Origin of the sequence: Mesobacterium pallidum, from assembly GCF_019966535.1 — a bacterium.
Classification (GTDB): Bacteria; Pseudomonadota; Alphaproteobacteria; order Rhodobacterales; family Rhodobacteraceae; genus Mesobacterium; species Mesobacterium pallidum.
Map to the genome: position 1 here is coordinate 109,828 of NZ_JAIMID010000006.1, position 26,663 is coordinate 136,490.

The following is a 26,663-nucleotide window of genomic DNA, read 5'->3' on the forward strand; positions in this document are numbered from 1 at the left end:
ACAGGCACAGGCACAGGCACAGGCACAGGCACAGGAAAAAGGATCAGTCTTCGGCCAGGTCAAGCCACTGATGCAGGGCCTCGGCGCAAGCCTCCGGGGCTTCGATCAGGGCAAAATGACCCGCCCCATGGATTTCCGCGACCTCGCATGCGACCAGGTGGGCCGCGAGCTCATGCGCCCGGTCGGGCGGCGTCGCGCGGTCGTCCTGCCCGGCAAGCACCAGGGTGCGCGCGGCGATCTTGTGCAGGGACGGCAGGTAATCCGGGCGCGTGATCGCAATGTCCGTCTGTGCGCGAAAGGCCTCGGCCGAGGTTTCATCGGCCATGGCCAGGACCTCTGCCGCAAGGCTTTCCGTGCCTTTTGCATCCGTGCCGAAATAATGCGGCAAAAGCTCTTCCCGCACCATGGTGCCGCGCCCCGTTCGCCCGGCCGCACGCAGCTGCCTGCGGCGCAGGGGTGCCTGTCCGGGCCGGTCCGCGCGGCCCGTCGCGCCGCACATCACGAGGTTCCGGCACCGCGGCCCGAGCGAGAGCGCAAGCTCCATGGCCACGAAGTTCCCGAGGGAAAAGGACAGGATCGACACCGGGCCATCGGGCAAGGCCAGGCTGGCGGCGGTGGCCGCCGCCGTCGGCTTCCATTGGATCGTCTCGGACAGCACCGGCAAGGCCCGGCCCCTGCGCGCCACCAGCGCCAGCAGCGGCCCGAAGACGCGTGGCTGGCACAGCGTGCCCGGCACCAGCAGCCAGGGCTCCATCAGTAGCCGGTGCCGCCGGCGACGGCCACGCGGGACGGGCGCAGCTCGGCCAGGGCGCTGGCCATGGCCTTGGTGGCGATGCCGAAGTCGTTTCCGGGCGTGACGAGGTCGAACCCCTCGGCGATCCGCTGACGGCTCAGCTCGGTGTCGCCGCAGAAGATGCCGACGGGCTTTCCGGCCGCCGCGCAGACCTCGCGGATATGCCTGATCGCCTCGGTCGTCCGCGAGGTCTCCAGCCGTTCGGCCCCCGGCTTTTCGCCGAGCGCCAACGCCAGGTCGTTAGGGCCGACATAGAGCATGTCGATCTGCTCGAGCGCCACGATATCCGAGACATTCTCGATCGCTTCCGCCGTTTCGATCATCGGAATCGTCAGGATCTCGCTGTTGGCATGGGCGACGTAATCCGCGCCGCCGTAGAGAAGCCCGCGCGCCGGGCCAAAGGAGCGCGTGCCTACCGGCGGGTAGCGGCACGCGCTGGCAAAGGCCTCGGCATCGGCCAGCGTCGAGATCATCGGGCAGACGATCCCGTAGGCGCCGGCATCCAGCATGCGCATGATCTGGTCGGGGTGGTTGGCCGGCACCCGCACCAGCGGCACAGCGGAGCCGATCGAGATCGCCTGCAGCATCGCGACGGCATTCTCGAAACCGATCATGCCGTGCTGCAGGTCTATGGTCATGCTGTCAAAGCCCTGCTGGGCCGCCCCTTCGACCAGGTAGGCCGAAGGGATCGAATGCCACGAGTTCAGGGCCGGCACACCCTGAGCGAAAAGCTTGCGAAGCGTGTTCTCGCGCATAGTCTCAGGCCGACGCGAAGGAGTATTTCGGCATCAGGTGCGCCGCGACGACATAGCCGTTGGGATCGATGCCCAAGCCGCCCTCCTGCGCCGCCTGCACCACCTCGGGCGCGAACTCGGGCCGCTTGCGGTGATCCCCGGCGATGATCACGACCATCTCGACGGTCTCGTCCCCCATGTTCTGCATCTCGCACCAGGTGCCCGCCGGCAGCGAGAACGTGTCCCATGCCTTCAGCGCAACCGTGGTCGAGGCGTCGTCGTTCAGGGACAGGCGCGTCTCGCCCCCATGCGAGATCAGCACCATCTTTTCGCCCAGCCGGAACCGCGACAGCCGCTGCCCGGGCGCAAGCCGCAGCCATTCCAGAGAGAAGCCGTGCGGATTTGTGATCTTGGCCTGATGGTCGCGGTTCTGCGTCATGCCCGCCCCGATGACCGGCGCCACCTGCGCGCCGCAGCCGTCCAGCTTTTGGTCCAGGAACGCCGGTTTCCAGTCACGCTCTTCTGCCGTGACGATGCGCTGCATCATCTGCTCGGGCGTGTAACGCCGCAGCTGCGCCATGTCTTCCTTGGCCAGCGGCGTGATCAGGTCGTCCGGTGCGGGCTTCGGGTCGCCCTTGCTGGTATCGACCAGCATGTTCTGCGAATTGATGTAAAGTCCGTAATCGGCGGCCTCGTTGATGATGTCGGGATGCCAGATCACGCCGCCGGTGTTGTCCCCGCCAAGGCAGGTGAACAGCCAGCCGTCATCTGCACCGACATTCTGGAAGCCGCGGAAGATCCATGTCGGCACCGACATGATGTCGCCCGGGCCGGACACGTAGCTCCCTTCCTTGCCGTCATTGCCCCATTGGAATTTCCAGTTGCCACGGAAGTTCATGAAGACTTCGGCGGTGAAATGGATGTGCAGGTTGTTGGTGATACCATGCGGCATGGCCGCTGCACCGATGTTGAAGCCGTGCGGTTCGGGCAGGTTGATGACCTGTTCGCTGCTGCTGGTCACACCCGGGCCGATGATCGAGTAGTTTTCCTTGAGGTGGGACCCGGGCTTCTTGCAGTCGATGAAGGCCACGGTGCAGGACACGTAGTCCTCGCGCTGAACGTGGCGCCCTGCCGCCGCCTCCTGGGAAAGTCTCTGTTGTTGCATGTGCTGGGTCTCTCCTTGACGTGCATTGACCGACGTGCAGGCCTGGAAACGAAGGCGCGGCAGGTCACATTTTTCACCAGCCTACTAACATCGAAAATTTTGTCAACAATTTCGTCGATACAAAATGACGCCCGGCCCGGAATGCCAAAGGGCGCCCTTCGGCGCCCCTTGCGAGTTGGCGTCATACGCCTGGAAGACGGCCGCTCAGCTCACGCCGTGGCGCATTTCATACATCTGGCGATAGGCGCGGCTGGACTCGGGCAGGTGCGCCTTCACGGCGGCGACATAGGCCTCCGTGTCCTCTCCCTTCAGGGCCGAGATGATCTCGCGGTGCTCGCGGGTCACCTTGTCGAAGTAGTTCATGTCGTTGTACAAAATGCCACGAACCTGGTGCACCTTGCGCGCATGATCGGCGATGGCCTGCTGCAGGGCGACATTCGGGCAGGCTTCGTATTGCCGCGCGTGAAGCCTGAGATTGAGCTGAAATACCTTTCGGAAATCCCGGTCCTTGATCGCCTGCTCGTGCTCGTCCTGGATGTCTTCAAGCTGACGCACCAGGGCCGGATCGGCGGGCAGCCTGGTCAGCCGCGCGGCGCTCGTTTCGAGAATCTCGCGCACCTGGTAAAGATCATCGACCGCGTCCGGTGTCAGCTCGGCGACCTGGACCCCCTTGTTCTTGATCCAGACCAGCAGGCCCTGAGAGGCAAGCTCGTTCATCGCCGCCCGCAAAACGTACCTGGATGCCTTGTACCGTTCGATCAGCCGCTCTTCGGTCAGTTTTGTCCCAGCGGGATACACGCCGAAGACAATGTCTTCTTGAATGCGACCTGAAAGTGTCTGAGCATCCATGCATATCTCCCCTTCAATTGGCTGAAATTTCATCGACAATACCATCAATATTTTTGTCTGCCAATTGCGTTTTGGCGATTTCGCGCAGAACGGTACAACCTGGGCTCTGTGCCGGGTGATTTCCCCCCGTCAAAGCGGCCAGGTCGCAGGTTGACCGGCGCGGCACGCCCGGTGCCACGCGCGGGGCCTATGGAGAAAGCAGATCCAGCCCGAGGTCTGCCGCAAACGCGGCCCGGTCCTCTGGTGCCAGGTCAAGCGCCTGTCCGCGGAAGCTGGAGGCCACCTGCGCAGGCGTGCGGCAGCCGACCACCGGGATCACCGGGAAGGGCATGTCGCGGAACAGCGCCAGCATGATCTCGGTCGGGGCGGCGTCGTAGCGCCGGGACAATTCTATCAGCCGGGCCCCGCGCTCCCGGTTCGCCTGGTTGTCGTAGGCGTTCGCCGTCGCGGCATCCATGGTGCCGGCCCGCAGCTTGTCGAAATACCCCTTGGCCTGGGCCGAGTAGGGCGTTGCAAGCGCGCCGGACCTTCGGTGCCAGTCGATCATGGCAGGGTCCATCGCGTGCAGGTCCGCGGCCGCGCTGCCCGGTGTGCGTCGGGCCAGGCTCCATTCCGCCTGGTTCGCGACAAAGCCCTGCCAGCCATTGGCGCGCGCGGTCTCGCTTGACGTAGCCAGCCGCTTGGCCGACCAGTTCGACGCAGCGTACCGGGCCACCATCGACCCGGCCACCAGCTCCTCGAGCGCGCCAAGGATGTCCTCGACCGGCCGGGCGTCGTCGTCACGGTGCAGGTACACCAGCGGCAGGCAGGCCAGGCCCAGGTTCTCCAGCGCCTCTTCAACGTCCTGGCGCAGGCTGCGCGGATCGAGGCGGGTCACACCGGGCGTTCCCAGTGGCGGATGCCCGATCTTTGTCGCGACCACCATGCCCTCGGGCCTGCGGTCGGCCAGCCAGCGCCCGATCATCCTTTCGCTGCAACTCCGCTCCACCCCGGGCAGCCAGTCGGCATAGACATGGGCGGTATCGATGAAATTGCCGCCGGCCGCCGCGAATGCGTCGAGCAGCGCGAAGGAGGCGTCCCGGTCGAGATCCCCGCCCAGGCGATTGCCGCCCAGGCACAGCGGGGACAGCGCCAGTCCGGTCCCGGCGACCTGGATGCGATCCGTCATCTGGCGCCTCCCAGCCCGCCCATGCGCTCGGACACTTCGAGGATCGCGTAGATGTCACGTTTTCCGCCCCCCGTCGCCTGGGCAAAGGCCATGAGTTGCCGCGCGGTCGACAGCAGCGGAAGCGGCATGGCGTCCGCGCGCGCCGTCTGCAGGATCATGTCGATGTCCTTGGCGGCCGTGTCGATGTCCGACGGCGGCGTGTCGAAGTCGCGGGACTTGAGCACGGGCGCCTTCAGGCTCAGCTGCCGGGACCCGAGCGGACCCGCCTCGAGCACGTCGACCAGCATCCCGAGGTCAAGACCACCGCGCTCGCCGAAGGCAAGGGCCTCGCCGATCATGGCGGAATAGGTCCCGACGATGAGGCTGTGCACCAGCTTGAGATAGGCCGCCTCGCTGGCCGCGCCGACATGAAGAACTGTCGAGGCCATCGCCCGGAACGCGGGTTCGCAGGCCTTGAACCCCTCCGCCGGCCCGGATGCAAACAGCGTCAGGGTCCCGTCGGTGGCCGGACCGACGCTGCCTGCAACGGCCCCGCAAAGGTAGGTCGCATTCAGCGCCTCGGCCTGCTGCGCCACGGCCTCCGACGCGGCCGGTGTGACCGTCGAAAGATCGACATAGACGGCCCCGGACGCAAGGTTCGACAGGATGCCTTCGGGCCCAAGCGCCACTTGGTGCAGGATCGCGTCGTTCATGATCATCGAGATGACGATGTCGCTGCCGGCCGCGAGTTCCGCGAGCGTCTCGGCGCGGCGGCCCCCGTCCCTCTCCAATTGCGCCACGCGCGACGCCGAGACATCGTAGCCCGCCACGGCAAACCCTGCCTTCAGAAGGTTCTGCGCCATCGGCAGTCCCATACGGCCGAGACCGGCAAACCCGATCGTGATCATGTTCGTTCCTTCATGTCTTTATGGCTTCAAGTCTTCCGAAGGGCGTGCGGCGCGCCGCATCGGGCCCGGCCGCTGGCGCCGTGCCGGGAGCGCGGCCAAGGTCTCAGGAAATGACTTCGTAGTCAAAGACTAATTCCGTCTCATGGATCGATTTCCTGGTGCCTCGCGAAAATCCGTTGATATACTGTCGGAAAATGAGTGAGAGACGGCAGGACCTCATGACTACGCCGCCAAAAACATCCACAAAAGCACTGCCCCCGGGCGCCCAGCGGGCAACCTCCCACGACGTGGCTCGGCTGGCGGGGGTATCGCAGTCGACCGTGTCGCGGGTCTTTCGCGACGGCGCCTCCGTCACCCAGGCCACCCGGGACAGGGTCGAGGCCGCGGCGCGACAAGTGAACTACCGTCCCAGCCGCGCCGCGCGCGCGCTGACCTCCAACCGGTCCGGCATGATCGCGGTGATCGCAACCAAGCCCAGCCACCGGGCCCATCCCGAGGTGCTGTATGACCTGGGCGAGGAAATCCAGGCCGCCGGCCATCGCCAGCTTGTCTTTGTCCTGCCCGAAGACCGCGTCGACGTGGCCACCGTGCATGACATCCTCAGTTACAACGTGGACGGCCTGATCTCCTGCGCCGTGCTGGATGACGACGCGATCGAGGCCTGCCACGCCGCCCGGGTTCCGGTCGTGCTGTTCAACCGGGAAAGCCCGGCGATGCCCGTCGCCTCGATCAGCTGCGACCACGGGGCGGGGCTGCACGCGCTTTTCGCCCGGCTGGCCGCTTACGGGACACCCGAGATCACCTACCTGGCAGGCCCGGCCAAGTCATTCGTCAGCGCCTCCCGCCTGACCGGGGTGAGAGAGGCGGCTGCGGCAGCCGGCTTTGCCATCGCGACGGTTCTCCAGGGGGACTACTCCTTCGACTTCGGACGGAAGGCGATGACCGAGCTCGGCGGCAGCGGCGTCGTCCCCCGCATCCTGCTGGCCGCCAACGACGCCATGGCGCTAGGCGCGATCGAGGCCTGTCGCCGCGATCTCGGTTTGCGCGTGCCGGAAGATGTCGCGATCGTCGGCTACGACGACGTGCCCCAGGCATCCTGGCCCAGCTTCGAGCTGACGACGCTACATCAGCCCGTGCGCGACATGGCGGCGGCGGCGGTCAGCATGGCGACTGCGCGGATGGACGTGCCGGAATTCCAGAGCGAAGTCCGCCGGCTGGGTGCGACGCTCCGCCTGAGAGGTTCCGCCTGACATCGGGCCCGCGACGGCGGGGACCGCAGCGTGCAAGGCCAGGGCGCGCCCAGATCTCGGGATCGGCCGGCCGATGCCTGTCACGTTTTTGGTGTGCATGGCGATCCCTTGAGGACTCGAACCCCAAACCTGCTGATTAGAAGTCAGCTGCTCTATCCAGTTGAGCTAAGGGACCGCTGGCGCCCTTTTGCGCCAGCGGGGCGCGGCGATCAAGCCCCGGATTGGGGCAATTGGTCAGCGCGGCAGCGGCATGGCCATGCCGTTGATCGACGCCATGCCGTCTTCGCTCAGGGCGATGTCCCAGACCAGCGCGTCGCCGTCGCGGCGCGCCATGCCGGTCGCCATGGCCAGCATCGGCCCGGCCTGGGCGACCACCTGCTGCGGCGCGGAATTGATCGCGGCCTGGATCGTCTCGACCCCCGTGAGGCGCAGCGTGGCGGTCAGCACCGGCGGGCCGGCCGGGCCGGCCTGGGCAGCGATCTCGGCCGCCAGCTCGTAACCCGCGCCGGTGATGCGGCTGGGGTGCAGGAACAGGTCGGCCGGGCGCCCCTCGGGGAAGAGCCGCGACAAGAGCTCGACCTGCACCTCGGGCGAGACCAGGTTTTCGGTCGTCATGTCCATCTCGTCGAGGAACAGCGCCGAGGTAGCGGCCAGGTCGAGCCCGGCCCCTTCGACATCCAGCACCACGTCGGTCGGGATCAGCGGCGTGGCCCAGGGCGGCACGATCGATTCGGGCACGGTGACGCCCAGCAGCTCGATCCTTTCGCGCAGGCGCGCATCGGCCACGAGGCCGGTCATGTCGATGTCAAAGCCAAGCGTGTCGATGCCAAAGGTCCCGAACGGCGTGCCAACGGCGGTCCGGGTCGCGGCGACCTTGGCCGACAGCGTCTCAGCCACCGGCAGAGCCGCCTTGAGCGCCTCGCGCAGCACCTCCTGGTCGGCCAGGATCGCCTCGACCGAGGGGCGGGCGACGAAGAAGGCGAGAATGTCCAGCAGCGCGCCATTGCGCAGCCCGGTGTAGGTGGCGTCGCCGCCATAATGCGCCGAGGTCACGCGGATCTCGACCGGCGGCTGGCCGGGCATGAAGGGCACGCGTTGAACCTGTTGCATGTCCCGGAAGGCAAAGCTTTGCGTGCCGTCTATCCCGCCGCGTTCGCCCGCGCGGGCCGTTGCCGTGACCTGCCCCGCCGCGATGGACTGGGTGTCCGTCAGCGATGACGGCGCGCCGCCGTAATCGGACTGGCTGGACGAAGTGAAATCGGTGAAGTCGATCCGGTATTCGGTGAAGGCCCGCAGGCTTTCGTCGAACGTGCCAAGGCTCTTGATCTGGCCGTAGGAAAAGGACGTGGTCAGGTTCTCCGTGCCGCCGAGCGTCCCGGTGAATGTCAGACCCTGATCGTCGCTGACGCCCCAGGTGCCGTCACCGTTGTCGGTCAGCGTGTAGACCAGTGGAGAAAGAGAGAGGTCCAGCTCCTCCGGCATGTCGGGGGTCGTCGCGGTCAGCCGCTCCAGCAGCTTGGCATAAGCGGAGAAGTCGAGCGTGAGGCGGTAGGTCTCGCCCTCGGGCACCACGGTCACGACGCCGTCGCCCGGGCCCATGTAGCGGGTGAGCGCGGTGGCGATCCGGTCCGCGCCGGCCCCCGTCGCGGGCTCGGCCAAAAGCGGGACGGCAGAGAGCAGGAAGGCAGCGGACAGAGACAGGACGTGTTTCATGAAAGGGGCCTTTGACATGCACAAAGCCCGCGCACCGGGCGCGGGCCTTTCAGGCTACAGCATTGGTGCGCGAAGAAAACCCCGCGCGGGCGGTCAGTGCGACCAGGGCTCGCGCCGGTTGGTGGCGAAATTCTCGCCATAGCCGCCGGGGCGCACGTTGTGAGCGCGCGTCTTGGGCTCGGTCACCGTGGCGTCGATGCCGTGGTCCTTGGCGTAATCCAGCGCGGCCTCTTTCGATTCGAACCGCAGGCGCACCTGGCTTTGCGTGTCCGACGAAGAGGTCCAGCCCATCAGCGGATCGACCTCGCGCGCGCTGTCGGCGGCGAATTCCAGAACCCAGGTGCGGGACTTGGCCATGCCGGACTGCATGGCATTGCGGGCGGGGCGGTAGATTCGTGCGGGCATGGATACCTCTGCAAGGCCGGGATCGGGGGTCGTTATCGGCAATTCCGGCCCGCCGGGCAAGGGGCGAAAGGCCGCAAGGCGCCCATTGCCCCCGCCGGAATGCACTGAAATCGCGGCATTCGGGACGCAAGATAAGGTGTGCTTCCGGGGGACGGCAAACAGGCCCCGCGCCGCTGCCTGCCATTCATTCACCCCGGATGTCCGGCAAGCCGGGCAATGACACACCCTACGGGGCGGCGACAGCGGCCCATGCCCAGCCGCTCTACGATGGCGCGATGCTCTGGTACGACACGGACGGCACCGGCGCGGCGGCGGACGAGACCATCGTTCGCCTCGTCGGCGCGCCGGCTCTCGGGGCCGCGGGCTTCTGCCTCTTCGGACGGCCCTGCTGACAAAGGCTGCTGACACCAACTGTCAGCAGCCCCCCTTGAACCTTTGGCGAAAGCGGCCAAGTGTGGTCGGACCCCCGCCATCCGAAAGCCGCCCGCCGATGCCCTACGCCCATTCCGACAAGTCCATGCCCGTGATGCACGCCCCGGCCCCCGACGTGAAGACGCGGGACAAGCTCGAGGGCGGCAAGCGCTTTGTCATGCAGACCGAGTTCACGGCGGCCGGCGACCAGCCCACCGCCATCGTGGAACTCAGCGGCGGTATCGACAGCGGAGAGCGGGACCAGGTGCTGCTGGGCGCGACGGGGACGGGCAAGACCTTTACCATGGCCAAGGTGATCGAGGAAACGCAGCGCCCCGCCATCATCCTCGCCCCCAACAAGACGCTGGCGGCGCAGCTGTACGGCGAGTTCAAGGGCTTCTTTCCGGACAACGCGGTCGAGTACTTCGTCTCGTACTACGACTACTACCAGCCCGAGGCCTACGTGCCGCGCAGCGACACCTATATCGAGAAGGAATCGCAGATCAACGAGCAGATCGACCGGATGCGCCACTCGGCCACCCGGGCGCTGCTGGAGCGTGACGACGTGATCATCGTCGCCTCGGTCAGCTGCATCTACGGCATTGGCTCGGTCGAGACCTACGGGGCCATGACGCAGGACCTCAAGGTGGGCAGCGAATACGACCAGCGCGCGGTGATCGCGGACCTTGTGGCGCAGCAATACAAGCGCAACGACCAGGGCTTTTCGCGCGGCGCCTTCCGGGTGCGGGGCGACAGCCTGGAAATCTGGCCGGCCCACCTGGAAGACCGCGCCTGGAAGCTGTCGTTCTTCGGCGAAGAGCTGGAAAGCATCACCGAGTTCGACCCGCTGACCGGGCAGAAGACCGACAGCTTCGACCACATCCGTGTCTATGCCAACAGCCACTACGTGACGCCGAAACCGACGATGAACCAGGCCATCATCGGCATCAAGAAAGAGCTGCGCCAGCGGCTCGACCAACTGGTGGGCGAGGGCAAGCTGCTGGAAGCGCAGCGGCTGGAACAGCGCACCAATTTCGACCTCGAGATGCTCGAGGCGACGGGCGTCTGCAACGGGATCGAGAACTATTCGCGCTATCTCACCGGCCGCGCTCCGGGTGAGCCGCCGCCGACCCTGTTCGAATTCATCCCCGACCACGCCATCGTCTTTGCCGACGAAAGCCACGTCTCGGTTCCGCAGATCGGCGGCATGTACAAGGGCGACTTCCGGCGCAAGATGACCCTGGCCGAACACGGATTCCGCCTGCCCTCCTGCATGGACAACCGCCCCCTGAAGTTCGAGGAATGGGATGCCATGCGGCCGCAATCCATCTACGTCTCGGCCACGCCAGGGAGCTGGGAGATGGAGCAGACCGGCGGCGTCTTCACCGAACAGGTGATCCGCCCCACCGGCCTTCTGGACCCGCAGGTGGAAATCCGCCCGGTGGACATGCAGGTCGACGACCTGCTGGACGAGATCCGCAAGGTCACGGCCGACGGTTACCGCACGCTGGTCACCACGCTGACCAAACGCATGGCCGAGGACCTGACGGAATACCTGCACGAACAGGGCATCAAGGTGCGCTACATGCATTCCGACATCGACACGATCGAGCGGATCGAGATCCTGCGCGACCTGCGGCTGGGCGCCTTCGACGTGCTGATCGGCATCAACCTGCTGCGCGAGGGGCTCGACATTCCCGAATGCGGGCTGGTGGCGATCCTCGACGCGGACAAGGAAGGCTTCCTGCGCTCGGAAACCTCGCTGATCCAGACCATCGGCCGGGCGGCGCGGAACGCCGATGGCCGGGTCATCATGTACGCCGACCGCATCACCGGCTCGATGGAGCGGGCGCTGGCCGAAACCGACCGCCGTCGCGCCAAGCAGGTCGCTTATAACGAAGAGCACGGGATCACGCCGGCGACCGTCAAGAAGAACGTCGAGGATATCCTGGCCGGGCTGTACAAAGGCGACGTGGACATGAACCGGGTGACCGCCAAGGTCGACAAGCCGCTGCATGGCGCCAACCTCGAGGCGGTGCTGAACGGGCTGCGCGCCGACATGCGCAAGGCGGCCGAGAACCTCGAGTTCGAGGAGGCCGCGCGGCTGCGCGACGAGGTCAAGCGGCTCGAGGCGGTGGATCTTGCCGTGGCCGACGACCCGATGGCGCGCCAGCAGGCGGTCGCGGCGGCGGCGGATGCAGCGGTCAAGTCGAGCGGCCGGTCCACGGCCGGGCGCCCCGGCCAACGCGGCGGCAACGTCAAGCGGCGCAAGCGCTAGGCGCGCGGCCACCGTCAGACCGGCAGGCAAGAAAAACCCCCGCGGCCGGATGGCGCGGGGGCTGTCGTTTCGAATCGCCGTGCGGGACGTATCAGCTGTCGTCTTCGGGCGGGTTGACCGAGATCGTCGGCACTTCGATCTGGGCTTCGCGGGTGTCGACCTCGACCTCGGGCACGGTCACCGTCTCGGTGGTGGTGCCGGTCTCGATCGAGCCGACGTCAGCATCGAATTCGGGCAGTTCGCCGCCTTCGACCGAGACGTCGACGTCCGGCAGGGCGCCCTCGTCGGTCATGTCGATATCGACCATGTAGACGCCGGCGGCGATGACGACGGCGGCGGCTGCGGCAAGGGCGATGGTGGCTCCGGTTTTCATTGTACTGTCTCCCGTGACTGTTGCGTGGGGCTGTGTGTCTTGATGGGAGAACAACGGCTTGCGCGACGGAAAAGTTCCGGGACGGTGACCTGCACCGCGCGGGCACCGCCCGCCGCATGACCGGTTCGCAGCGCGCGCCCCGAGTCGGACGGCCACCGCAGCGCAGCCGTTCAGTAGGCCGCCGCGACCTCGTACATGACCGGTTCGAACCGGGTGCAGAGCGCCGAGATGACGCGGTTGCGGCCGCGCATTTCCTCGGTTCTGAGCATGGCCTGGAAGTCCTCGCGCCGGGCCCAGCGCGAGTAGTTGGCGATCCGGGTCTGGGCATCGTTCACATGCAGGCCGGCGGCGATGAACCCGGGCTGTTTCGAGATGAAGGCCGAGTAGGCGTCGGTCAGGTGATCGAGCAGGTCCTGGCAGGTGCCGGGCGAGCATTCGAACGTGGTGATGACCACCTGGTGCGGGTGGTCCTGGCTGGTTTCGAACATGGCGGGTCCTCCTGCCCTGACGATACCACAGCCGGGGCACTTTCCCAGCCTCGCCGCCCGGGCATTTGTTAACGCGCTGTTAACCTCGGCGGCGCAGGCTGGGCCCATGCGCCCTGCCCTCGCCTGCCTGATGATCGCCCTTGCCATGCCGGCCATGGCGGGCCCCTGGCTGCGCGAGGACGGCGCGGGCTTCCTGTCGTTTTCGGCCGAGATAACGGGGGGAGAGACAACCGCCATGGGATATGCCGACTGGGGCCTTGGCACGGGCACGACCATCGCGCTGTCGGGATTCGCCAAGCCAGGGGACGGGGCGGCGGACTTGTCGGTGATCCGCGCCCTGCCGCTGCCGTCCGAGCGGTCGGTGGCCAGCTACAGCCTGGTGCTCAAGCGCGCCAGCGGCGCCTCGCCCGGCCTGATGGCCGGTCTCGGGCTCAGTTGGGGGCGCAGCCTGCCCGGGGGCTGGCTGGCGGTCGACACACGGGCCCTCGCCAGCCCGGACGGCCGCGCGGTCGAGGCCAAGCTCGACGTCACCTGGGGCCAGGCACTGCGCCCCGGGCTCGACGCGATGGTGCAGCTGCACGCCAGCCACGACGGCGACGCGCTGAGCGCAAGCCTGGTACCCAGCGCCATTGTCGCGCTGCGCGAGGGCGTGCGGCTGAACCTGGGCATCACCCAGGGCCTGACGGGCCAGGCCGAGACCGGGGTCAAGATGGGCCTCTGGCTCGACTTCTGACGGTCAGATCAACGGCACCAGGGGCACTCCGCAGGCGGCGAGGCCCAGGCAGGCGGCAATCAGGATCCAGCGCATCATTCCCCTCCGGCGACGGTGAGGCCCAGCATGCGCCAGCCCTGCATGCCCCAGCGGTAGTACGAAATGCGGTCCGCCGGGTAGCCCGCGTCGATGATCCGGCGGATGGCCGCGGGCGATTGGCCACACCAGGGCCCGTTGCAGAACAACACGATCTGACCGACATCCTCGCAGATGAAGCCGTCGAAATCGGGCTCGCAGCCCAGCTCTCCCAGCCGGTCGGCCATTTCGGTGTAGGGCATCGAGATGGCACCGGGGATCGTGCCGGTTTCCCAGTCCGGGCGCACCCGGCTGTCGATCACGGTGATTTCCGGGTCCTGCAGGGCGGCGAGAAGTTCGAGCTCTCCGATCGTGGTCACGCCGGGGGCGGGCGTCATGGGCTGGATGCAGAAGTTCGGACAGGGGCGGGCGATCCGGGCAAAGTCGCCCTCGATCACCGCGTCGGTGTCCTGGATGCGTGTGATCGTCGCCTCGCCCTGCGCGGTGGGCACGATGACCTCGGTCATGCCGGGGGTGATGGCGACCTCCTGCGCGGGCGCGAGGCCGGGCAGCAGGGCCAGGAGGGCGGGGATCAGGATGCGGGGCATGGGGCTTCTCCAGATAATATTCCAAAAGTGATACATGAAGCGCCAGCCCTGACAAGGCGATGGACCGACGCAGCGGCCGGTGCTACCAAGGCGTCATGCCTGTACTCGCCTTTGATCACGTCAATGTCCGCACGCCCAACCTCGAGGCGATGATCGCCTTTTACGGGCGGGTTCTGGGCATGCACCCCGGCCGCCGGCCGGACTTCGATTTCCCGGGTGCGTGGCTGTACCTGGGCGACCAGGCCTTGGTGCACCTTGTCGGCATCGACCAGGACTTGCGGGGCGGCGGCACCATCACGCTCGAGCATTTCGCGCTGCGTGCCACGGGCCTGGCCGAGTTCCGCGACCTGCTGGAGGCGGAAGGCGTGGCGCACAGCGTCGATACCGTGCCCGGCTTTCCCGTCCTGCAGGTCAACTTCCGCGACCCGGACGGCAACCACATCCACGTCGATTTCGACGCCGCCGAAGGTTAATCCGGCCCGCGGGGCGCAAAGGGGCGCCCCTCCTCGGCGCAGGCCGACAGCGGCACCACCCGGCCCATCGTCCGCACCCGCACCACCGCCGTCTGGCTGTCGCGCCAATAGCGCGGATCCGACAGCACGTCATGTGGCAGCAGCTCCTTGACGAAGACCCGCTGCGGGTGATGTGACACCACCGCCTCGTGGCTGTTGCTGCGCAGCGGCACCTGTCCGCCAAGGATCTTGTCGCGCAGCCGCTGCGCCCGATCCGTCAGGCGGCCGATCTCTTCCTTGAGCTTCGCGTATTCGTCGACCGGATGCATCTGTCCCTCCTGTGACCCGTCCGGGAACGGTGCGCCAAGGGTGGTTAACCGACGATTAACTCGCGAAAGATTCGGGCCGGGCGGGTTTTGGCCACGCTCTGGCCTGGCAGAAATTTCGGCGGTGCGGGAACCGGATCGCGGCGGATGACGTTGGTCAACCAGATGTGAACAAGGAGGTTTTCGCCATGGAATATGGTCTGTTCGGACTGCTCATCCTGATCGCCGACATCTACGCGATCTACCAGGTTCTCACCTCGTCGGCCTCGACCGCCGCCAAGGTCATCTGGACCCTCGTGATCTTCTTCCTGCCCGTGCTCGGCTTCATCGCCTGGCTGGTGGCAGGTCCGCGCGGCGCCGCCGTCCGCGCCTGACAAGACCGCGACCTGACCAGGAAAATGGCCCGGCGCCCTAGCGGCGCCGGGCCATTTCCATCCTGGCCTCGAGCAGCGACATCTCTTTCACGATCTCGCTGCGGCGCGTCCGGTCGCCGGTCTCGCGCAGCTCTTCGCGCAGGCGCGTCAGCTCGCGCGACAACGCGACGGGTTCCGGAACCGCGCCATTTTCCTTCAGGATCCGGTCAAAAACCGCGTTCTGCGGATTGTCGACCCGCGGCAAGGGCTTGCCCGCCCCGGGCAGGTTGTCGAACGCGCCGCGCGCCTCGGCTTCGCGGATCTTGGCCGAGATCAGGTCGATCAGGGGATGGTCCATGCTGCCCTCCTGGTTTCGTCGGAAGGATACCGCAGACCGCCCGGCGGCAAAAGCCGCCCGCCATCACGACATCACGACCACGTTGCCGCGCTTGTGGCCCGTTTCGACGTAGGCCTGCGCGATGGGCAGGTCGGCCAGCGGGTAGCTGCGGTCCATGACCGGGGCCAGCGTGCCCTCGGCAACCATGTCCAGCAGGTCCGCCAGCATGCGCCGGTGCTCTTCGGGCTTGCGCAGGCCGGTGGCGTCGAAATAGGCCCGGCGCGTGCCGAAACGGCTGCGCAGCATCGCGCCCAGCAAGCCCAGCGTCAGCACCGGCGAGACGTAGCGCCCGCCCGGGGCCAGCACGCGGCGCGCACGGGCGAAGGTCTCGACCCCGATCGTGTCGTAGATCACATCATAGCGGCCATGGGCCAGCGGTTCCTCGGCGGTGTAGTCGATCACCCGCGTCGCCCCGAGGCTGGCCAGCAGGCCACGGTTCCGGGCCGAGGCAGAGGCCGTCACCTCGGCCCCCATGGCGGCCGCAATCTGGATCGCCGCGCTGCCCAGGCTGCCGGCCCCGCCAAGGATCAGCACCCGCTCGCCCCGCTTGAGCCCGGCGAGATTGCGCAGGAAGTTGAGCGAGGTCAGCGGCCCGTCGGCCATCACGGCGGCCTCGTCATGGCCCAGCGCCTCGGGTTTGGGCATCAGCGTGCCGGTCTCGTCCAGCACGATATGGGTGGCATTGGCGCCCGAGGTCAGGCCGGTTTCGCCGAAGACCTGGTCGCCGGGGCGAAAGCGCGTGGCGAAGGGGCCGGTGGCGATCACCTCGCCGGAAAAACCAAAGCCCGACAGGTCGTTCCTGGGCTTGCTCCACCCAAGGAAGGGCCGCGTCCAGCGCGGCGTGCCGCTGCGCATCATCATGTCGGCGCGGGTGACGGCCGAGGCGCGGATGCGCACCAGCACCTCGCGGCCCACGGGCTGCGGGATCGGGCGCGTGACCGGGGCCAGCACATCGGGGCTGCCGTAGCGGGTGACCTGCCAGGCAGCGTTGAGCTCGGTGGTCTGCGGGAGGGCGAAGGTATCTTTCATGGCGTGTCCTTTCAGGCTTGGGTTGACGTCTTGCCCATGGACCTACAGGATCGATCCCGTTCCGGTAATTGACGCAACCTCTCCACGCTGGAACGTTTTCGTTCCACCCCTGGCTCCGCATGAGGCCGAGATGCTCGACTGGAAATCCCTGCCCGCCTTCCTTGCCGTCGCGCGCGAGGGGTCCCTGCGCGCCGCGGCCGAGCGGACGGACACCACCCATGCCACCCTGCGCCGGCAGGTCGAGGCGCTCGAGGCGCAGTTGAACGTGCAGCTCTTTCGGCGCGGCGCCGACGGGTTCCACCTGACCCCGGCCGGCCGCACCCTGCTGCCCCAGGCGCTCGAGGCGGAGGCCGCCCTGCTCAAGGGCATGAACGCGGTTAAGGGGCTCGACCGCGAGGCATCGGGGCGCATCCGCGTCTCGGCCGACCCGATGACCGGGCATTTCCTGCTGGCCCCGGTGCTGGCCGAGTTCAGCATGCTCTACCCCGAGATCGAGATCGAGCTGACGCTGACCTACGGCCTCGAATCCATCTCGCGGCTCGAGGCGGACGTGTCGATCCGCCATGCCTCCGAGATCACCGAGGACGCGGTGGCCCGCAAGCTGTTCCCGCTGTCGCTGGGGATCTTCGCGTCGCGCGGCTATATCGACCGGGCGCTGCCGCAGGCCGGCGCGCGGGGGCGCGGGCTGACCTGGATCGGCTACGGCGATGTGCCCGAGCTGAGCGCCCGCATCGCCGCCTCGCCCTTTCCCGAGGCGCGGGTGCGCCACGCCATGCCCGACCCCGAGATGCATCTGCAAATGGTGCGCGCGGGCGCGGGGATGAGCCTGCTGGCCGCCTGGGTCACGGCGGTCTTCCCCGAGGTGCAGCGCCTGCCGGGCACCACGCTCGACCAGACGCGCAGCACCTGGGTGCTGCTGCACGACGACCTGCGGCGGGTCCGGCGGGTGCGGCTTTTCGTCGATTACCTTTGCGACGCGCTGCTGGAACGGCGGGCGGATTTCATCGGCTGATCAGGGGACTGACCTGCACGGGACGCATGGCCGCCATGCCGCAGCGGGCGACGGGTTTTCCGCGCACCGCCGTTTGAGCTGCATTCGCGCGCCAAAGGAGTGCTCCATGTTCCGGCCGATCTTGTTCTGGTCCCACCTCGTTGCCGGCTTCGTCGCCGGAGTCTTCGTCTTGCTGATGGCCGTGACCGGCGTCATCCTGACCTATGAATCGCAGATCGTCGACGCGGTCGTCGCCAGCGCGGTCGATGCCCCGGCCGGGGCCGAGCCACTGGACGCCGACGCGCTGGCCCGGGCCAGCGGCGCGCAGCCCGGCCAGGCGCTTCTCCTGTCCGCCGACCCGACCGAGCCCGCCGGGCTCGCGCAGGGGCGCCGGTCGGTCCCGCTTGATCCCTACACGGGGGAGGCGATGACCGACGCGGGCGCCGGGACGCAGGCGTTCTTTGGCGCCGTGACCTCGCTGCATCGCTGGCTGACGCTCTCGGGCAGCTCCGAAATCGGCGGAGGGATCATCGGCGCGGCTAACCTGCTGTTCGGTTTCCTGCTGCTCTCGGGCGCCTACTTGTGGCTGCCCAGGATCTACCGCCGCAGCCAGTTCCGCCTGCGGCTGATGTTCCAGCGCGACTGCAAGACGACCCAGGCGCGGGATTTCAACTGGCATCACGTCCTGGGCTTCTGGGCGATGATCCCGCTGTTCGTGATCGTGCTGTCGGGCGTGGTCATGTCCTACAGCTGGGCCAACCAGGCGCTGTTCGCCGTGGTCGGCGAAGAGGCCCCGGTGCGCCGCGGCCCGCCCACCGGCGCAGGCCCGTCCACCGGCATCGACGGCGGCACGCTGAGCGGCCCTGCCCTGCCTCTGGCCACACTGGTCGGCATCGCGGCCATGGAGGTGCCGGGCTCGAACACCGCCCGCATCACCCTGCCCGAGGCGACTGCCGCCACCGTGGCGATCACGATGGATCGCGGCAATGGCCGGCAGGCGGCGCAGCAGACCCGGCTGGTGCTGGACCGCGAGAGCGGAGAGATCCTGTCGGAAGACAGCGGCGACGCCGGCACGCTGGGATCGCGCCTGCGCGGCTGGATGCGCTTTGCCCATACGGGCGAGGTCTACGGCGTGATCGGCCAGACCATCGCCGGGCTCGCCTCGCTGGCCGCCGCGCTGCTGGTCTGGACCGGGATCGCCATGGGCTACCGGCGCCTCACGCGCATGGCGCAGCGGCGCCGGAGCGCCCCGGCGCGGTGACAGGCCGCCACGCGGAAAGAAACGGCGCGCCCCGGGGTCCCGGGGCGCGCCGCGTTTGCCTGCAAGAGTGCCAGGCGATCACTCGGCCTTCTTCAGCTCACCCATGATCTTGATGCGGCCGTCGGTATAGGGCTGGTAGGGCGCGTTCGCCGCCAGGTATTCCGCCGTCACGTCGGCCAGGTCGGGGCCGAAGTCATAGGCGTTCTCGGCGTCGCGGAACATCGCGTAGCCGTCGCCGCCGTTGCGCACGTAGTTGTTCGACACCACGCCATACATCTTGTCGGCCTCGATCGGCGCACCGCCCACCATGACCTCGGAGATGCGGCTACCAGGCTCAGCGGTGACATCGACGGTAAAGGTCATGCCCGCCACCTGCGGGAAACGGCCCGCGCCGTCCTCCATCTGGCTGGCGCCGTTTTCCAGCGCCTCGAGCATGGTCGCGCCCGACACCTGGAAGGTCGACAGCGTGTTCTGGAACGGCAGCACCGTCAGCACTTCGCCCATGGTCACGTCGCCGGCGTCGATGCTGGCGCGGATGCCGCCGCTGTTGGCGATGGCGATCTCGATGCCCTGGTCCTTGACCCGCTCGAGCATGGCATCGGCGATCAGGTTGCCCATGGTGCATTCCATGGCCCGGCAGACCGACCGGTCGCCGCCGATCTCGACATCCGTGTAGGCGACCACCTTGTTGCGGATCTCCTCCAGCGGCGCGGCGGCCTCGGCGATGCGCGCGACGGTGGACTCATCCTCGGTCACGGCGGCGTCCATGATGATCGGCTCGCCCATCGCCTCGGTCACGTTGCCCTCGTCGTCGAAGGTCACGTTCAGCTCGCCCAGGAACTTGCCGTAGGCATAAGCCGACACGATGGCGGTGCTGCCGACCATGGTCGGGTACGGGCCCTCGGCATTGTCGGCCGTGTTGCTGAGGTAGGTGTTGGAATGCCCGCCCACGATCACGTCGACGCCCGTCGTCTCGGCCGCGACGCGCTTGTCGACGTTGTAGCCCGAGTGCGACAGCACGATGATCTTGTTCACGCCCTCGGCGGTCAGCTTGTCGACCTCGGCCTGCACGGCATCGACCGGGTCGGTGAAGATGATGTTCGGGCCGGGGCTGGCCAGCTCGTCCGTGTCGTGGGGCGTCAACCCGATCAGGCCCAGCTTTTCGCCACCCCGCTCGATGATCGTCGATTTCTCGAGCACGCCGGCCAGCAGCTCTTCGCCACTGACATCGGCGTTCGACATCAGCACGGGGAAGTTCACCGCATCCATGAAGCCGCGCAGCACCTCGGGGCCGTCGTCGAATTCGTGGTTGCCCACGGTCATCGCGTCGTAGCCCATCTTGTTCATCATCTCGGCGGCCAGCTTGCCCTTGTAAAAGGTGTAGAACAGCGTGCCCTGGAACTGGTCGCCGCCGTCGAAGAGGACCGAGTTGTTGGAGCGCGCGCGCGCCTCCTCGATGGCCGTGACCAGGCGGGCCGAGCCGCCAAAGCATTCGCCGGCGGTGTTGTCCTCGGCCGAGCAGCCGGAATCGTACTTGCTGATCGGCTCGAACCGAGCGTGGAAATCGTTGGTGTGCAGAATGGTCAGGGAATAGTCGGCGCTGGCGGCCCCGGCGGTCAGGGCAAGCGCGGCGGCGCCAGCATAAAGGCGGAGAGACATGGGGGAATCCTCACTGTCGGTTGTTTATCGGCTGATCGTGCAACGCGACGTCGGCCCTGTCAAAGGGAGACGCCAAGGCAACCGCGCGCGTCGGCGCCGGCCTGCTGAATGGCCGGGCAGGCCGGGTGACGTCGCGCTTGACCAAAGGCCGCGCGCGCGGCATGTCCTGCCCATGCTGATCTACAAGATATTCCGCGCCGACGAATGGGCGGCGCTGCGGGACACCGGCACGACGCAGGGCGCGCCCGTGGACCTGGCCGATGGCTTCATCCATTTCTCGACCGCCGACCAGGCGCCCGAGACGGCGGCCAAGCATTTCGCCGGGGCCGAGGGGCTGGTGCTCTGCGCGCTGGACAGCGCGGCGCTTGGCGAGGCACTGAAATGGGAGGTCTCGCGCGGCGAGGCGCTGTTCCCGCATCTCTACCGGGTGCTGGACCTCGGGGACATCCTCTGGGTGAAACCGCTGCCGTTGCTGGACGGCGTGCATGTCTTCCCCGAGGAAGTCAGCGGCCATGTCGACCCCGAGCGCGCGCAGTTCGACGCCTTCAAGGCCCTGCCCCGGAACACGCCCATCGAGATGCTGAACCTCGTCCGCCTGCGCACCCATGCCGCCTACCCCGAGGGGCATGAGCTGCACGGCACGGACCTGTCGGGCCTCGACGCCTACCGCAATTACGGCCGCGACAGCGGGCCCGTCTTTGCCCGCGTCGGCGGCAGCATCACCTGGCGCGGCTGGCCCGAAGCCGTGCTGATGGGGCCAGCGTCGGAACGCTGGGACCTCGCCTTCATCGCCCGCTATCCGACCGCTGGCGCATTTTTCGAGATGGTGACCGACCCGGTCTACAAATCCGCCGTGGTCCACCGCCAGGCGGCCGTGCGCAGCTCGCGCCTGATCCGCAACGCGCCCATCGCCGGCGGAGAGGGCTTCGCATGACCCTGGCCGAGCAGATCGGCCTGCCGCTGCTGCGCCGGATCGACCCCGAGACGGCCCATGGGCTGGCGCTGTCGGCCCTGCGCCTTGGCCTTGCCGCAGCACCCGGCACCGTCACCTCGGACCGGTTGCGCTGCGACCTCGCCGGCCTCAAGCTGCCCAACCCCGTCGGCCTCGCCGCCGGGTTCGACAAGAACGCCACCGCCCTGCGCGGCCTCGCCCGCGCGGGCTTCGGGTTCGTCGAAGTCGGCGCCGCCACCCCGCGCCCCCAGCCCGGCAACCCGCGCCCGCGCCTCTTCCGCCTGGCCGAAGACCGCGCGGCCATCAACCGCTTCGGCTTCAACAACGAGGGGATGGAGGCGATCGGCGCCCGCCTCGCCCAGCGCCCGCGCGATATGGTGACGGGGCTGAACCTGGGCGCGAACAAGGACAGCGACGACCGCGCGGCGGATTTCGCCCGCGTGCTGGCCCATTGCGGCGCCAACGTGGATTTCGCGACGGTGAACGTCTCGTCGCCCAACACGGAAAAACTGCGCGACCTGCAAGGCAAGGCGGCGTTGTCGGCGCTGCTGGCCGGGGTCGTCGAGACGCGCGACAGGCTCAGCCGTCGCATTCCCGTCTTCCTCAAGATCGCGCCGGATCTCAGCGAGGCCGAACTGGCCGACGTGTCCGAGGTCGCGATGAGTTCAGGCATCGACGCGCTGATCTGCACCAACACCACGCTCGACCGCACCGGCCTGCGCAGCCCGCAAGCGGGTGAGACGGGTGGGCTTTCGGGCGCGCCGCTCTTCGACAAGTCCACCCGCGTGCTGGCCCGCATCTCGGCCCTCACCGAAGGCCGCCTGCCGCTGATCGGCGTCGGCGGCATCTCGTCGGGGGAACAGGCGTACCAGAAGATCCGCGCCGGCGCCTCGGCCGTTCAGCTTTACACCGCGCTGGTCTACGGCGGGCTCAGCCTCGTGGAACGCATCGCCCGCGACCTCGACGCCTGCCTCGCGCGGGACGGCTTTGCCAATGTCGCAGACGCCGTGGGCACCGGACGAAAGGACTGGACATGATCACGATCTGGCACAATCCGCGCTGCTCCAAGTCGCGCCAGGCCCTGCAACTGCTGCAGGACCGCGGGCTGGACGTCACCGAACGCCTCTACCTTCAGGACCCGCCGTCCGAGGCCGAACTGCGCGCGGCCCACGCCATGCTGGGCGGGCCCGTTCTGGCGATGATGCGCCCCAGGGAAGACGGGTTCAAAACCGCTGGCCTGACCAAGGACAGCGACGACGACGCCCTCTTCGCCGCCATGGCCGCCGATCCGAAACTGATCGAACGCCCGGTCGTCTTCGCCAACGGCAAGGCCGCCCTCGGCCGCCCGCCCGAAGCGGTGCTGGCGATCCTCTAGCCCCAAAGGGGCGGATCGTCCGGCAGGTGCTGCCCAAAAACGTTCTCCCGATGCCATCGCAGGTTCGCAGGATGCGGCCAGTCTCGACGATCCGAGGGCAAGCGCAACTTGCGGTCCGGAACGATCAGACGGTCCGCCACGTCGCGCGGGACCTTGTTTTCGGACAGCAGGATCGTGCGGCAGTCTTCGGCCACCGAAATGAGCCCCCGGTCGAACATCCAGTGCAGCGTCGATGACAGGGCGAGGCCTTTGCGGACGGAATCGCTCCCCTGCCGCTCCACCGGCCGGATATGCGCGGCCTGTACCTCGGGACGCCCGCCGCCGTTGCGCAATTGCAGGCCGGACAGGGCGCAGCAGTAATCGTAAGCCTCCCGAACGCGCCGCCGGAAAGCGACTTCCCTGAAGGGGCGGCGTGTCAGCCTCTCCAGCACAGGGCGCTCGAACGGTGCAATATCCTCGGCCAATTCGCGCGATTCAATGGCATAGCGCCGCGCCTCGCGGGCCTCCAGATCCTGCGGCAGACCCCTGTTCACGATCCTGGCAAAATCTGCATCGGGCAACCGCCGCACCGCGCTTTGGGTCAACCCGCCCCTGAGTGGTCTGCCATCCTCCCCGACCAGCGACGTCTCCATCATCCGCCCATCAACCTGGCGCGGGACAGGCTGATCGAAATTCAAGAACGTCCCGGGCTCGACCAGCGCCAGGAAACGCCCCTCCGCGCCCGGCTTCGGCACCACTTCTGCGATTTTGGCCACGGCGAAATAGCCCAGGGTCCCGGCCTTGACCGGTTCGAAATAGACCACCCAATCGCCCACGGCCTCTGTTACCGCTTTCAGGTATCGGCGCGGGAAGTCGTAGACCGTGTCCAGCTCGTCCTCGTATACGGAGTCGGGCTTGTGCATGAGAACGAGTTTCACCATGCGCCCAGGAAACCAGTTCGCGCCTGGACTGCAAGCCCAAGACCGCGCTGATCCGCCCTTCATCTTGCCCCTAAACTCCGGGGGGCGGCACCAAAGGTGCCGGGGGGCAGCGCCCCCTACCCGGCCGCCGCTCGCTCCAGCCCCGGATAGCGCGAGCCCAGCGTCACACCCCGCACGACAAACGACAGCAGCAGCGCCAGCCACAGCCCGTCGTTGCCGAAGACCGGCAGGAAGGCCATCACGCAGCCGGCGTAGACCAGCGCCGAGATCGCCATCATGTTGCGCATGTCGCGCCCGCGCGTCGCGCCGATGAAGATCCCGTCCAGCATCCAGGCCGGCAGGCCCACCAGCGGCGCCAGCACCATGTAGGCGAGGTAGTCGCGCGCCTCGAGCCGGACGCCGGGCGCGGTGGCCATCAGGTCGATGATCGCCCCGCCAAAGATCCAGAACACCGCCGCCAGCAGCACCGCGCCGATCCCCGCCCAGATCGAGCTCAGCCAGATCGCCCGCCGGATGCGCGGCACCGAGCGCGCGCCGAAGGCGCCGGCGACCAGCGCCTCGACCGCGAAGGCGAAACCGTCGAGCGCGAAGGCGATGATCGAGATGAATTGCATCAGCACGTGGTTTGCGGCCAGCACCACGTCTCCGAACCGCGCGCCCAGCAGGGTAAAGCTGGTCATGATCGTCATCAACGCCAGCGAGCGCAGCAGGATGTCGGTGTTGACGCCCATCATGTGCCGCACCGCCTTCGCGTCGAACACCCGCGCCCAGTCGCGCCAGGCCGGGTTGGCGAACGCTCCCCGGCAAAGCCACAGCGCGAACCCCAGCCCCGACCATTCCGCGATGAAGGTCGCCCAGGCCACGCCCGTGACCCCGGCGCCAAGCCCCAGCACGAACCACAGGTCAAGCACGATGTTGAACCCGTTCATCCACAGCTGGATCAGCAGCACCGAGCGCGTCCGCTCCAGCGCGATGAGCCAGCCGTTGATGCCGTAGAGCGCGATGGCCGCGGGAGCCGACCAGACGCGGATCGCCATGTAATCGCGCGCCAGCGCCTCGACCTCGTCCGAGGCGGGCGTGATCGCGAAGGCGCCAAGGAACAGCAGCGCCTGCAACGCGATGATGCCGGCCCCCGCCGCGACCCCGATCATCAGGGCGCGCACCAGCAAGGCCGTGACCTCTCCGTCCCGGCCCGCGCCCGCCGCCTGACCGGTCAGCCCCGTCGTGCCCATGCGCAGGAATCCGAAGACCCAGTAGAGCGTCGACAGGATCACCGCCCCGACGCCGACCGCACCGATGGGCGCGGCCTGCCCCAGCTGTCCGATCACGCCGGTGTCCACGGCGCCCAGGATCGGCACCGTGGCATTCGACAGCACGATCGGCAGGGCGATCTTGAGGACGCGGCCGTGGGTGATCGGCCTCTCGGCCTCAGCCATCCTCGCGCGCCGGCATCAGGAAATGACCCACGGCTTCAGCAAAGGGGCGCTGCACGTTGTCCTGCCAGGCCTCGACATGGACGCTGGCATAGCGCCGCCCCGACCGGCTGACCCGCGCCCGCGCATAGGCGTCGCGCGGCAAACCGGTGCGCAGGTAATCCACGGTGAAGTCGATGGTCTTGGGCAGCTTGGGCCGCTGCCCGCCCTCCAGCGTCTCGACCGTCATCCGCCCGCTTTCCAGCTCGTCCCAGAGCCCGCCCCAGGAAAGCTGGATGATCGCCGCGATCTCGAGGAACGAGCCCGTCACACCGCCGTGGATCGCGGGCAGCATCGGGTTGCCGATGATCTTGTCATCATAGCTCAGCACCGCGGTCAGCTCGTCCCCGCGCCTATCGAAGCTGATCCCGAGGAACTCGATATAGGGTACGCCGCGCACCAGCGCCGCCAGCGCCGCGTCGCGCCGCTGCTTGACCACCTGCACGGGTTCGGGCCGCTTCATGCCTGCCCCCCCACGGTAAAGGTGCCCGTCGACAGCGCCACCGGGCGCGTGCGGTCGTCGTCCCAGGCCGTGGCCCGCACGAAGGCGACCGATCGGGTGACAAGGTAGCATTCGGCCCGCACCACGATGGCCTGCCCCGGCACTGCCTTGCGCAGGTGATCGGTCCGCAGCCCCAGCGTCGCGGTCAACCCCGGCACGTCGGGATGGGCGATCACCGCAAGCCCGCAGCAGCTGTCCATCAGCGCCAGCACCGCCCCGCCATGCATCACCCCGGTCTCGGGATCGCCCACCAGCCGCGCGTCATAGGGCATCCGCATCTCGGCCAGCCCGTCCTCGAGCAACTCGATGGTCATGCCGACTTCCCGCGCGTAGGGGATGGCGTTCTGGAACGTCTCGGCGATCGTCGTCTTGTCGGGTATCTGCGCCATTCAGGGCCCTCCGACCCGCACTATGGCCATTTCCCGCGCCGAGACAAGGCGCGCCGTTCCGCCGGGTTGCCCTTGCCGAAATCTGCGCCTAACCTGCCGCGCGAGGCGGGAGGAGACCTCCGCCCCGGACCGGGATCGAGACAGAAAATGCCAGACGACAGCACACGGCTGAGCTTCAAGGAAATGTGCGCGCGGTTCGACGTGACCCCGCGCACGCTGCGCTATTACGAATACATCGAGCTGCTGTCGCCCGACCGCGAGGGCCGGTCCCGGTTCTACGGCAAGCGCGAGATCGCGCGCATGAAACTGATCCTGCGCGGCCGCAAGTTCGGCTTCCCGCTCGAGGACATCCGCCAGTGGCTGATGATCTACGAACACGAAGGGACTCGCGCCCAGATGGAAACCTGGATCACCGCCGCCGACGGCCAGCTCGAAGAGCTGGCCCGCCAGAAGGCGCAGATCGAGGATGCCATGACCGAGCTGCGCGGCCTGCGCGAAGACGTCGCGCGCGAGCTGGCCGAAGCCAAGCCGGACAGGGCCTGACCCCGCCCCCACCGACCACCGACACGCCTGCCCCGCGACGCCGCGTCATTTCCGCCAGCACGGTGGCGTCCGACGCTCCTGCCGTCGCGGCAATGCAACCAGCGCAGATTATGCAGGGGGAACCAAAGCCCTT

At 67.7% G+C, this 26,663-nt stretch carries 30 protein-coding genes, 1 tRNA gene and 1 pseudogene; 12 read left to right on the forward strand and 20 right to left on the reverse strand.

The window, feature by feature from the left end:
• Positions 1 to 43: 43 nt before the first annotated feature.
• The 6 genes from MF270_RS10685 to MF270_RS10710 form a co-directional block, all read right to left on the reverse strand.
• Positions 44 to 754 carry an alpha/beta fold hydrolase gene (locus MF270_RS10685; protein ID WP_238365873.1) on the reverse strand — a complete coding sequence of 237 codons (711 nt, stop codon included), beginning with the start codon at positions 752 to 754 and terminating at the stop codon, positions 44 to 46.
• Positions 754 to 1,548, reverse strand: a complete 795-nt coding sequence (locus MF270_RS10690; protein ID WP_238365874.1) for an HpcH/HpaI aldolase family protein — start codon at positions 1,546 to 1,548, stop codon at positions 754 to 756. The genes MF270_RS10685 and MF270_RS10690 overlap by 1 nt, the downstream gene beginning before the upstream one ends.
• A gap of 4 nt (positions 1,549 to 1,552) precedes the next feature.
• Positions 1,553 to 2,692: a cupin domain-containing protein gene (locus MF270_RS10695; protein ID WP_238365875.1), complete on the reverse strand. Its 1,140-nt coding sequence runs from the start codon at positions 2,690 to 2,692 to the stop codon at positions 1,553 to 1,555.
• A 204-nt stretch (positions 2,693 to 2,896) separates the two neighbouring features.
• Positions 2,897 to 3,541, reverse strand: a complete 645-nt coding sequence (locus MF270_RS10700) for a GntR family transcriptional regulator (protein WP_238365876.1) — start codon at positions 3,539 to 3,541, stop codon at positions 2,897 to 2,899.
• 187 nt (positions 3,542 to 3,728) lie between these two features.
• Complete coding sequence (locus MF270_RS10705) at positions 3,729 to 4,709, reverse strand: aldo/keto reductase (RefSeq protein ID WP_238365877.1); 981 nt, start codon at positions 4,707 to 4,709, stop codon at positions 3,729 to 3,731.
• Positions 4,706 to 5,596, reverse strand: a complete 891-nt coding sequence (locus tag MF270_RS10710) for an NAD(P)-dependent oxidoreductase (protein WP_238365878.1) — start codon at positions 5,594 to 5,596, stop codon at positions 4,706 to 4,708. Before MF270_RS10710 ends, MF270_RS10705 begins: the two co-directional genes overlap by 4 nt.
• Before the next feature lie 287 nt (positions 5,597 to 5,883).
• Here MF270_RS10710 and MF270_RS10715 point away from each other — a divergent pair, with 287 nt between their 5' ends.
• Positions 5,884 to 6,846 (forward strand): LacI family DNA-binding transcriptional regulator, encoded by a 963-nt coding sequence (locus MF270_RS10715; RefSeq protein ID WP_238365879.1) that lies wholly within the window; start codon positions 5,884 to 5,886, stop codon positions 6,844 to 6,846.
• A gap of 98 nt (positions 6,847 to 6,944) precedes the next feature.
• Here the strand turns inward: MF270_RS10715 and MF270_RS10720 are convergent.
• The 3 genes from MF270_RS10720 to MF270_RS10730 all read right to left on the reverse strand — a co-directional run bounded on the left by MF270_RS10720 (position 6,945) and on the right by MF270_RS10730 (position 8,964).
• Positions 6,945 to 7,021, reverse strand: a tRNA-Arg gene (locus MF270_RS10720).
• Positions 7,022 to 7,080: 59 nt separating this feature from the next.
• On the reverse strand, positions 7,081 to 8,559 hold the full coding sequence (locus tag MF270_RS10725) for a hypothetical protein (RefSeq protein ID WP_238365880.1): 1,479 nt from the start codon (positions 8,557 to 8,559) through the stop codon (positions 7,081 to 7,083).
• A gap of 93 nt (positions 8,560 to 8,652) precedes the next feature.
• Positions 8,653 to 8,964, reverse strand: a complete 312-nt coding sequence (locus MF270_RS10730; RefSeq protein ID WP_238365881.1) for an ETC complex I subunit — start codon at positions 8,962 to 8,964, stop codon at positions 8,653 to 8,655.
• A gap of 197 nt (positions 8,965 to 9,161) precedes the next feature.
• Here MF270_RS10730 and MF270_RS10735 point away from each other — a divergent pair, with 197 nt between their 5' ends.
• Both MF270_RS10735 and uvrB read left to right on the forward strand, forming a co-directional pair.
• A complete protein-coding gene (locus MF270_RS10735) occupies positions 9,162 to 9,356 on the forward strand; it encodes a hypothetical protein (protein ID WP_238365882.1) in 195 nt (64 codons plus the stop codon).
• 98 nt (positions 9,357 to 9,454) lie between these two features.
• The gene (uvrB, locus tag MF270_RS10740; RefSeq protein ID WP_272490731.1) at positions 9,455 to 11,653 is read left to right on the forward strand and encodes an excinuclease ABC subunit UvrB; all 2,199 of its coding nucleotides are present in this window, start codon (positions 9,455 to 9,457) and stop codon (positions 11,651 to 11,653) included.
• 91 nt (positions 11,654 to 11,744) lie between these two features.
• Here uvrB and MF270_RS10745 read toward each other — a convergent pair whose 3' ends face one another.
• On the reverse strand, positions 11,745 to 12,026 hold the full coding sequence (locus MF270_RS10745; protein WP_238365883.1) for a hypothetical protein: 282 nt from the start codon (positions 12,024 to 12,026) through the stop codon (positions 11,745 to 11,747).
• Positions 12,027 to 12,196: 170 nt separating this feature from the next.
• Positions 12,197 to 12,514, reverse strand: a complete 318-nt coding sequence (locus MF270_RS10750; RefSeq protein WP_238365884.1) for an antibiotic biosynthesis monooxygenase family protein — start codon at positions 12,512 to 12,514, stop codon at positions 12,197 to 12,199.
• Positions 12,515 to 12,620: 106 nt separating this feature from the next.
• On the opposite strand from MF270_RS10750, the gene MF270_RS10755 reads away from it, so the two are divergent.
• Positions 12,621 to 13,247, forward strand: coding sequence for a hypothetical protein (locus tag MF270_RS10755; protein ID WP_238365885.1), 627 nt, complete (start codon positions 12,621 to 12,623; stop codon positions 13,245 to 13,247).
• Between the two features lie 74 nt (positions 13,248 to 13,321).
• Here the strand turns inward: MF270_RS10755 and MF270_RS10760 are convergent, their stop codons facing one another.
• The gene (locus tag MF270_RS10760; RefSeq protein ID WP_238365886.1) at positions 13,322 to 13,909 is read right to left on the reverse strand and encodes a rhodanese-like domain-containing protein; all 588 of its coding nucleotides are present in this window, start codon (positions 13,907 to 13,909) and stop codon (positions 13,322 to 13,324) included.
• 95 nt (positions 13,910 to 14,004) lie between these two features.
• Here MF270_RS10760 and MF270_RS10765 point away from each other — a divergent pair, with 95 nt between their 5' ends.
• Complete coding sequence (locus MF270_RS10765) at positions 14,005 to 14,382, forward strand: VOC family protein (protein ID WP_238365887.1); 378 nt, start codon at positions 14,005 to 14,007, stop codon at positions 14,380 to 14,382.
• On the opposite strand, the gene MF270_RS10770 is transcribed toward MF270_RS10765, so the two are convergent.
• A complete protein-coding gene (locus tag MF270_RS10770) occupies positions 14,379 to 14,690 on the reverse strand; it encodes a hypothetical protein (RefSeq protein WP_238365888.1) in 312 nt (103 codons plus the stop codon). The two genes, MF270_RS10765 and MF270_RS10770, sit on opposite strands and share 4 nt — an antisense overlap.
• Positions 14,691 to 14,875: 185 nt before the next feature.
• On the opposite strand from MF270_RS10770, the gene MF270_RS10775 reads away from it, so the two are divergent.
• Entirely contained in the window at positions 14,876 to 15,061 is a 186-nt protein-coding gene (locus MF270_RS10775; protein WP_238365889.1) for a PLD nuclease N-terminal domain-containing protein, read from the forward strand.
• A gap of 37 nt (positions 15,062 to 15,098) precedes the next feature.
• Here MF270_RS10775 and MF270_RS10780 read toward each other — a convergent pair whose 3' ends face one another.
• Both MF270_RS10780 and MF270_RS10785 read right to left on the reverse strand, forming a co-directional pair.
• The gene (locus MF270_RS10780; protein WP_238365890.1) at positions 15,099 to 15,398 is read right to left on the reverse strand and encodes a DnaJ family domain-containing protein; all 300 of its coding nucleotides are present in this window, start codon (positions 15,396 to 15,398) and stop codon (positions 15,099 to 15,101) included.
• A gap of 63 nt (positions 15,399 to 15,461) precedes the next feature.
• Positions 15,462 to 16,466 (reverse strand): NAD(P)-dependent alcohol dehydrogenase, encoded by a 1,005-nt coding sequence (locus MF270_RS10785; protein WP_238365891.1) that lies wholly within the window; start codon positions 16,464 to 16,466, stop codon positions 15,462 to 15,464.
• Positions 16,467 to 16,596: 130 nt separating this feature from the next.
• Between MF270_RS10785 and MF270_RS10790 the strand changes: the two genes are divergently transcribed.
• Together MF270_RS10790 and MF270_RS10795 are read left to right on the forward strand one after the other, a co-directional pair.
• Positions 16,597 to 17,478: a LysR family transcriptional regulator gene (locus tag MF270_RS10790; protein WP_238365892.1), complete on the forward strand. Its 882-nt coding sequence runs from the start codon at positions 16,597 to 16,599 to the stop codon at positions 17,476 to 17,478.
• Positions 17,479 to 17,584: 106 nt separating this feature from the next.
• Positions 17,585 to 18,718: a PepSY-associated TM helix domain-containing protein gene (locus MF270_RS10795; RefSeq protein WP_238365893.1), complete on the forward strand. Its 1,134-nt coding sequence runs from the start codon at positions 17,585 to 17,587 to the stop codon at positions 18,716 to 18,718.
• A 78-nt stretch (positions 18,719 to 18,796) separates the two neighbouring features.
• Here the strand turns inward: MF270_RS10795 and MF270_RS10800 are convergent, their stop codons facing one another.
• Positions 18,797 to 20,377 carry a bifunctional metallophosphatase/5'-nucleotidase gene (locus tag MF270_RS10800; RefSeq protein WP_238365894.1) on the reverse strand — a complete coding sequence of 527 codons (1,581 nt, stop codon included), beginning with the start codon at positions 20,375 to 20,377 and terminating at the stop codon, positions 18,797 to 18,799.
• A 172-nt stretch (positions 20,378 to 20,549) separates the two neighbouring features.
• Between MF270_RS10800 and MF270_RS10805 the strand changes: the two are divergent.
• The 3 genes and pseudogenes from MF270_RS10805 to arsC all read left to right on the forward strand — a co-directional run.
• A pseudogene (locus MF270_RS10805) lies at positions 20,550 to 20,885 on the forward strand (DUF952 domain-containing protein); the annotation flags it as partial.
• 422 nt (positions 20,886 to 21,307) lie between these two features.
• Positions 21,308 to 22,366 carry a quinone-dependent dihydroorotate dehydrogenase gene (locus MF270_RS10815; RefSeq protein ID WP_238365895.1) on the forward strand — a complete coding sequence of 353 codons (1,059 nt, stop codon included), beginning with the start codon at positions 21,308 to 21,310 and terminating at the stop codon, positions 22,364 to 22,366.
• Positions 22,363 to 22,704 carry an arsenate reductase (glutaredoxin) gene (arsC, locus tag MF270_RS10820; RefSeq protein ID WP_238365896.1) on the forward strand — a complete coding sequence of 114 codons (342 nt, stop codon included), beginning with the start codon at positions 22,363 to 22,365 and terminating at the stop codon, positions 22,702 to 22,704. The genes MF270_RS10815 and arsC overlap by 4 nt, the downstream gene beginning before the upstream one ends.
• On the opposite strand, the gene MF270_RS10825 is transcribed toward arsC, so the two are convergent.
• The 4 genes from MF270_RS10825 to MF270_RS10840 form a co-directional block, all read right to left on the reverse strand.
• Positions 22,701 to 23,606, reverse strand: coding sequence for an HNH endonuclease (locus tag MF270_RS10825; protein ID WP_238365897.1), 906 nt, complete (start codon positions 23,604 to 23,606; stop codon positions 22,701 to 22,703). The genes arsC and MF270_RS10825 overlap by 4 nt on opposite strands.
• A gap of 134 nt (positions 23,607 to 23,740) precedes the next feature.
• Positions 23,741 to 25,060 carry an MATE family efflux transporter gene (locus MF270_RS10830; protein ID WP_238365898.1) on the reverse strand — a complete coding sequence of 440 codons (1,320 nt, stop codon included), beginning with the start codon at positions 25,058 to 25,060 and terminating at the stop codon, positions 23,741 to 23,743.
• Positions 25,053 to 25,559, reverse strand: coding sequence for a PaaI family thioesterase (locus MF270_RS10835; RefSeq protein WP_238365899.1), 507 nt, complete (start codon positions 25,557 to 25,559; stop codon positions 25,053 to 25,055). The genes MF270_RS10830 and MF270_RS10835 overlap by 8 nt, the downstream gene beginning before the upstream one ends.
• A complete protein-coding gene (locus MF270_RS10840) occupies positions 25,556 to 25,987 on the reverse strand; it encodes a PaaI family thioesterase (RefSeq protein ID WP_272490732.1) in 432 nt (143 codons plus the stop codon). Before MF270_RS10840 ends, MF270_RS10835 begins: the two co-directional genes overlap by 4 nt.
• A gap of 147 nt (positions 25,988 to 26,134) precedes the next feature.
• Between MF270_RS10840 and MF270_RS10845 the strand changes: the two genes are divergently transcribed.
• The gene (locus tag MF270_RS10845) at positions 26,135 to 26,530 is read left to right on the forward strand and encodes a MerR family transcriptional regulator (protein ID WP_238365900.1); all 396 of its coding nucleotides are present in this window, start codon (positions 26,135 to 26,137) and stop codon (positions 26,528 to 26,530) included.
• The last annotated feature ends 133 nt before the right edge of the window (positions 26,531 to 26,663 follow it).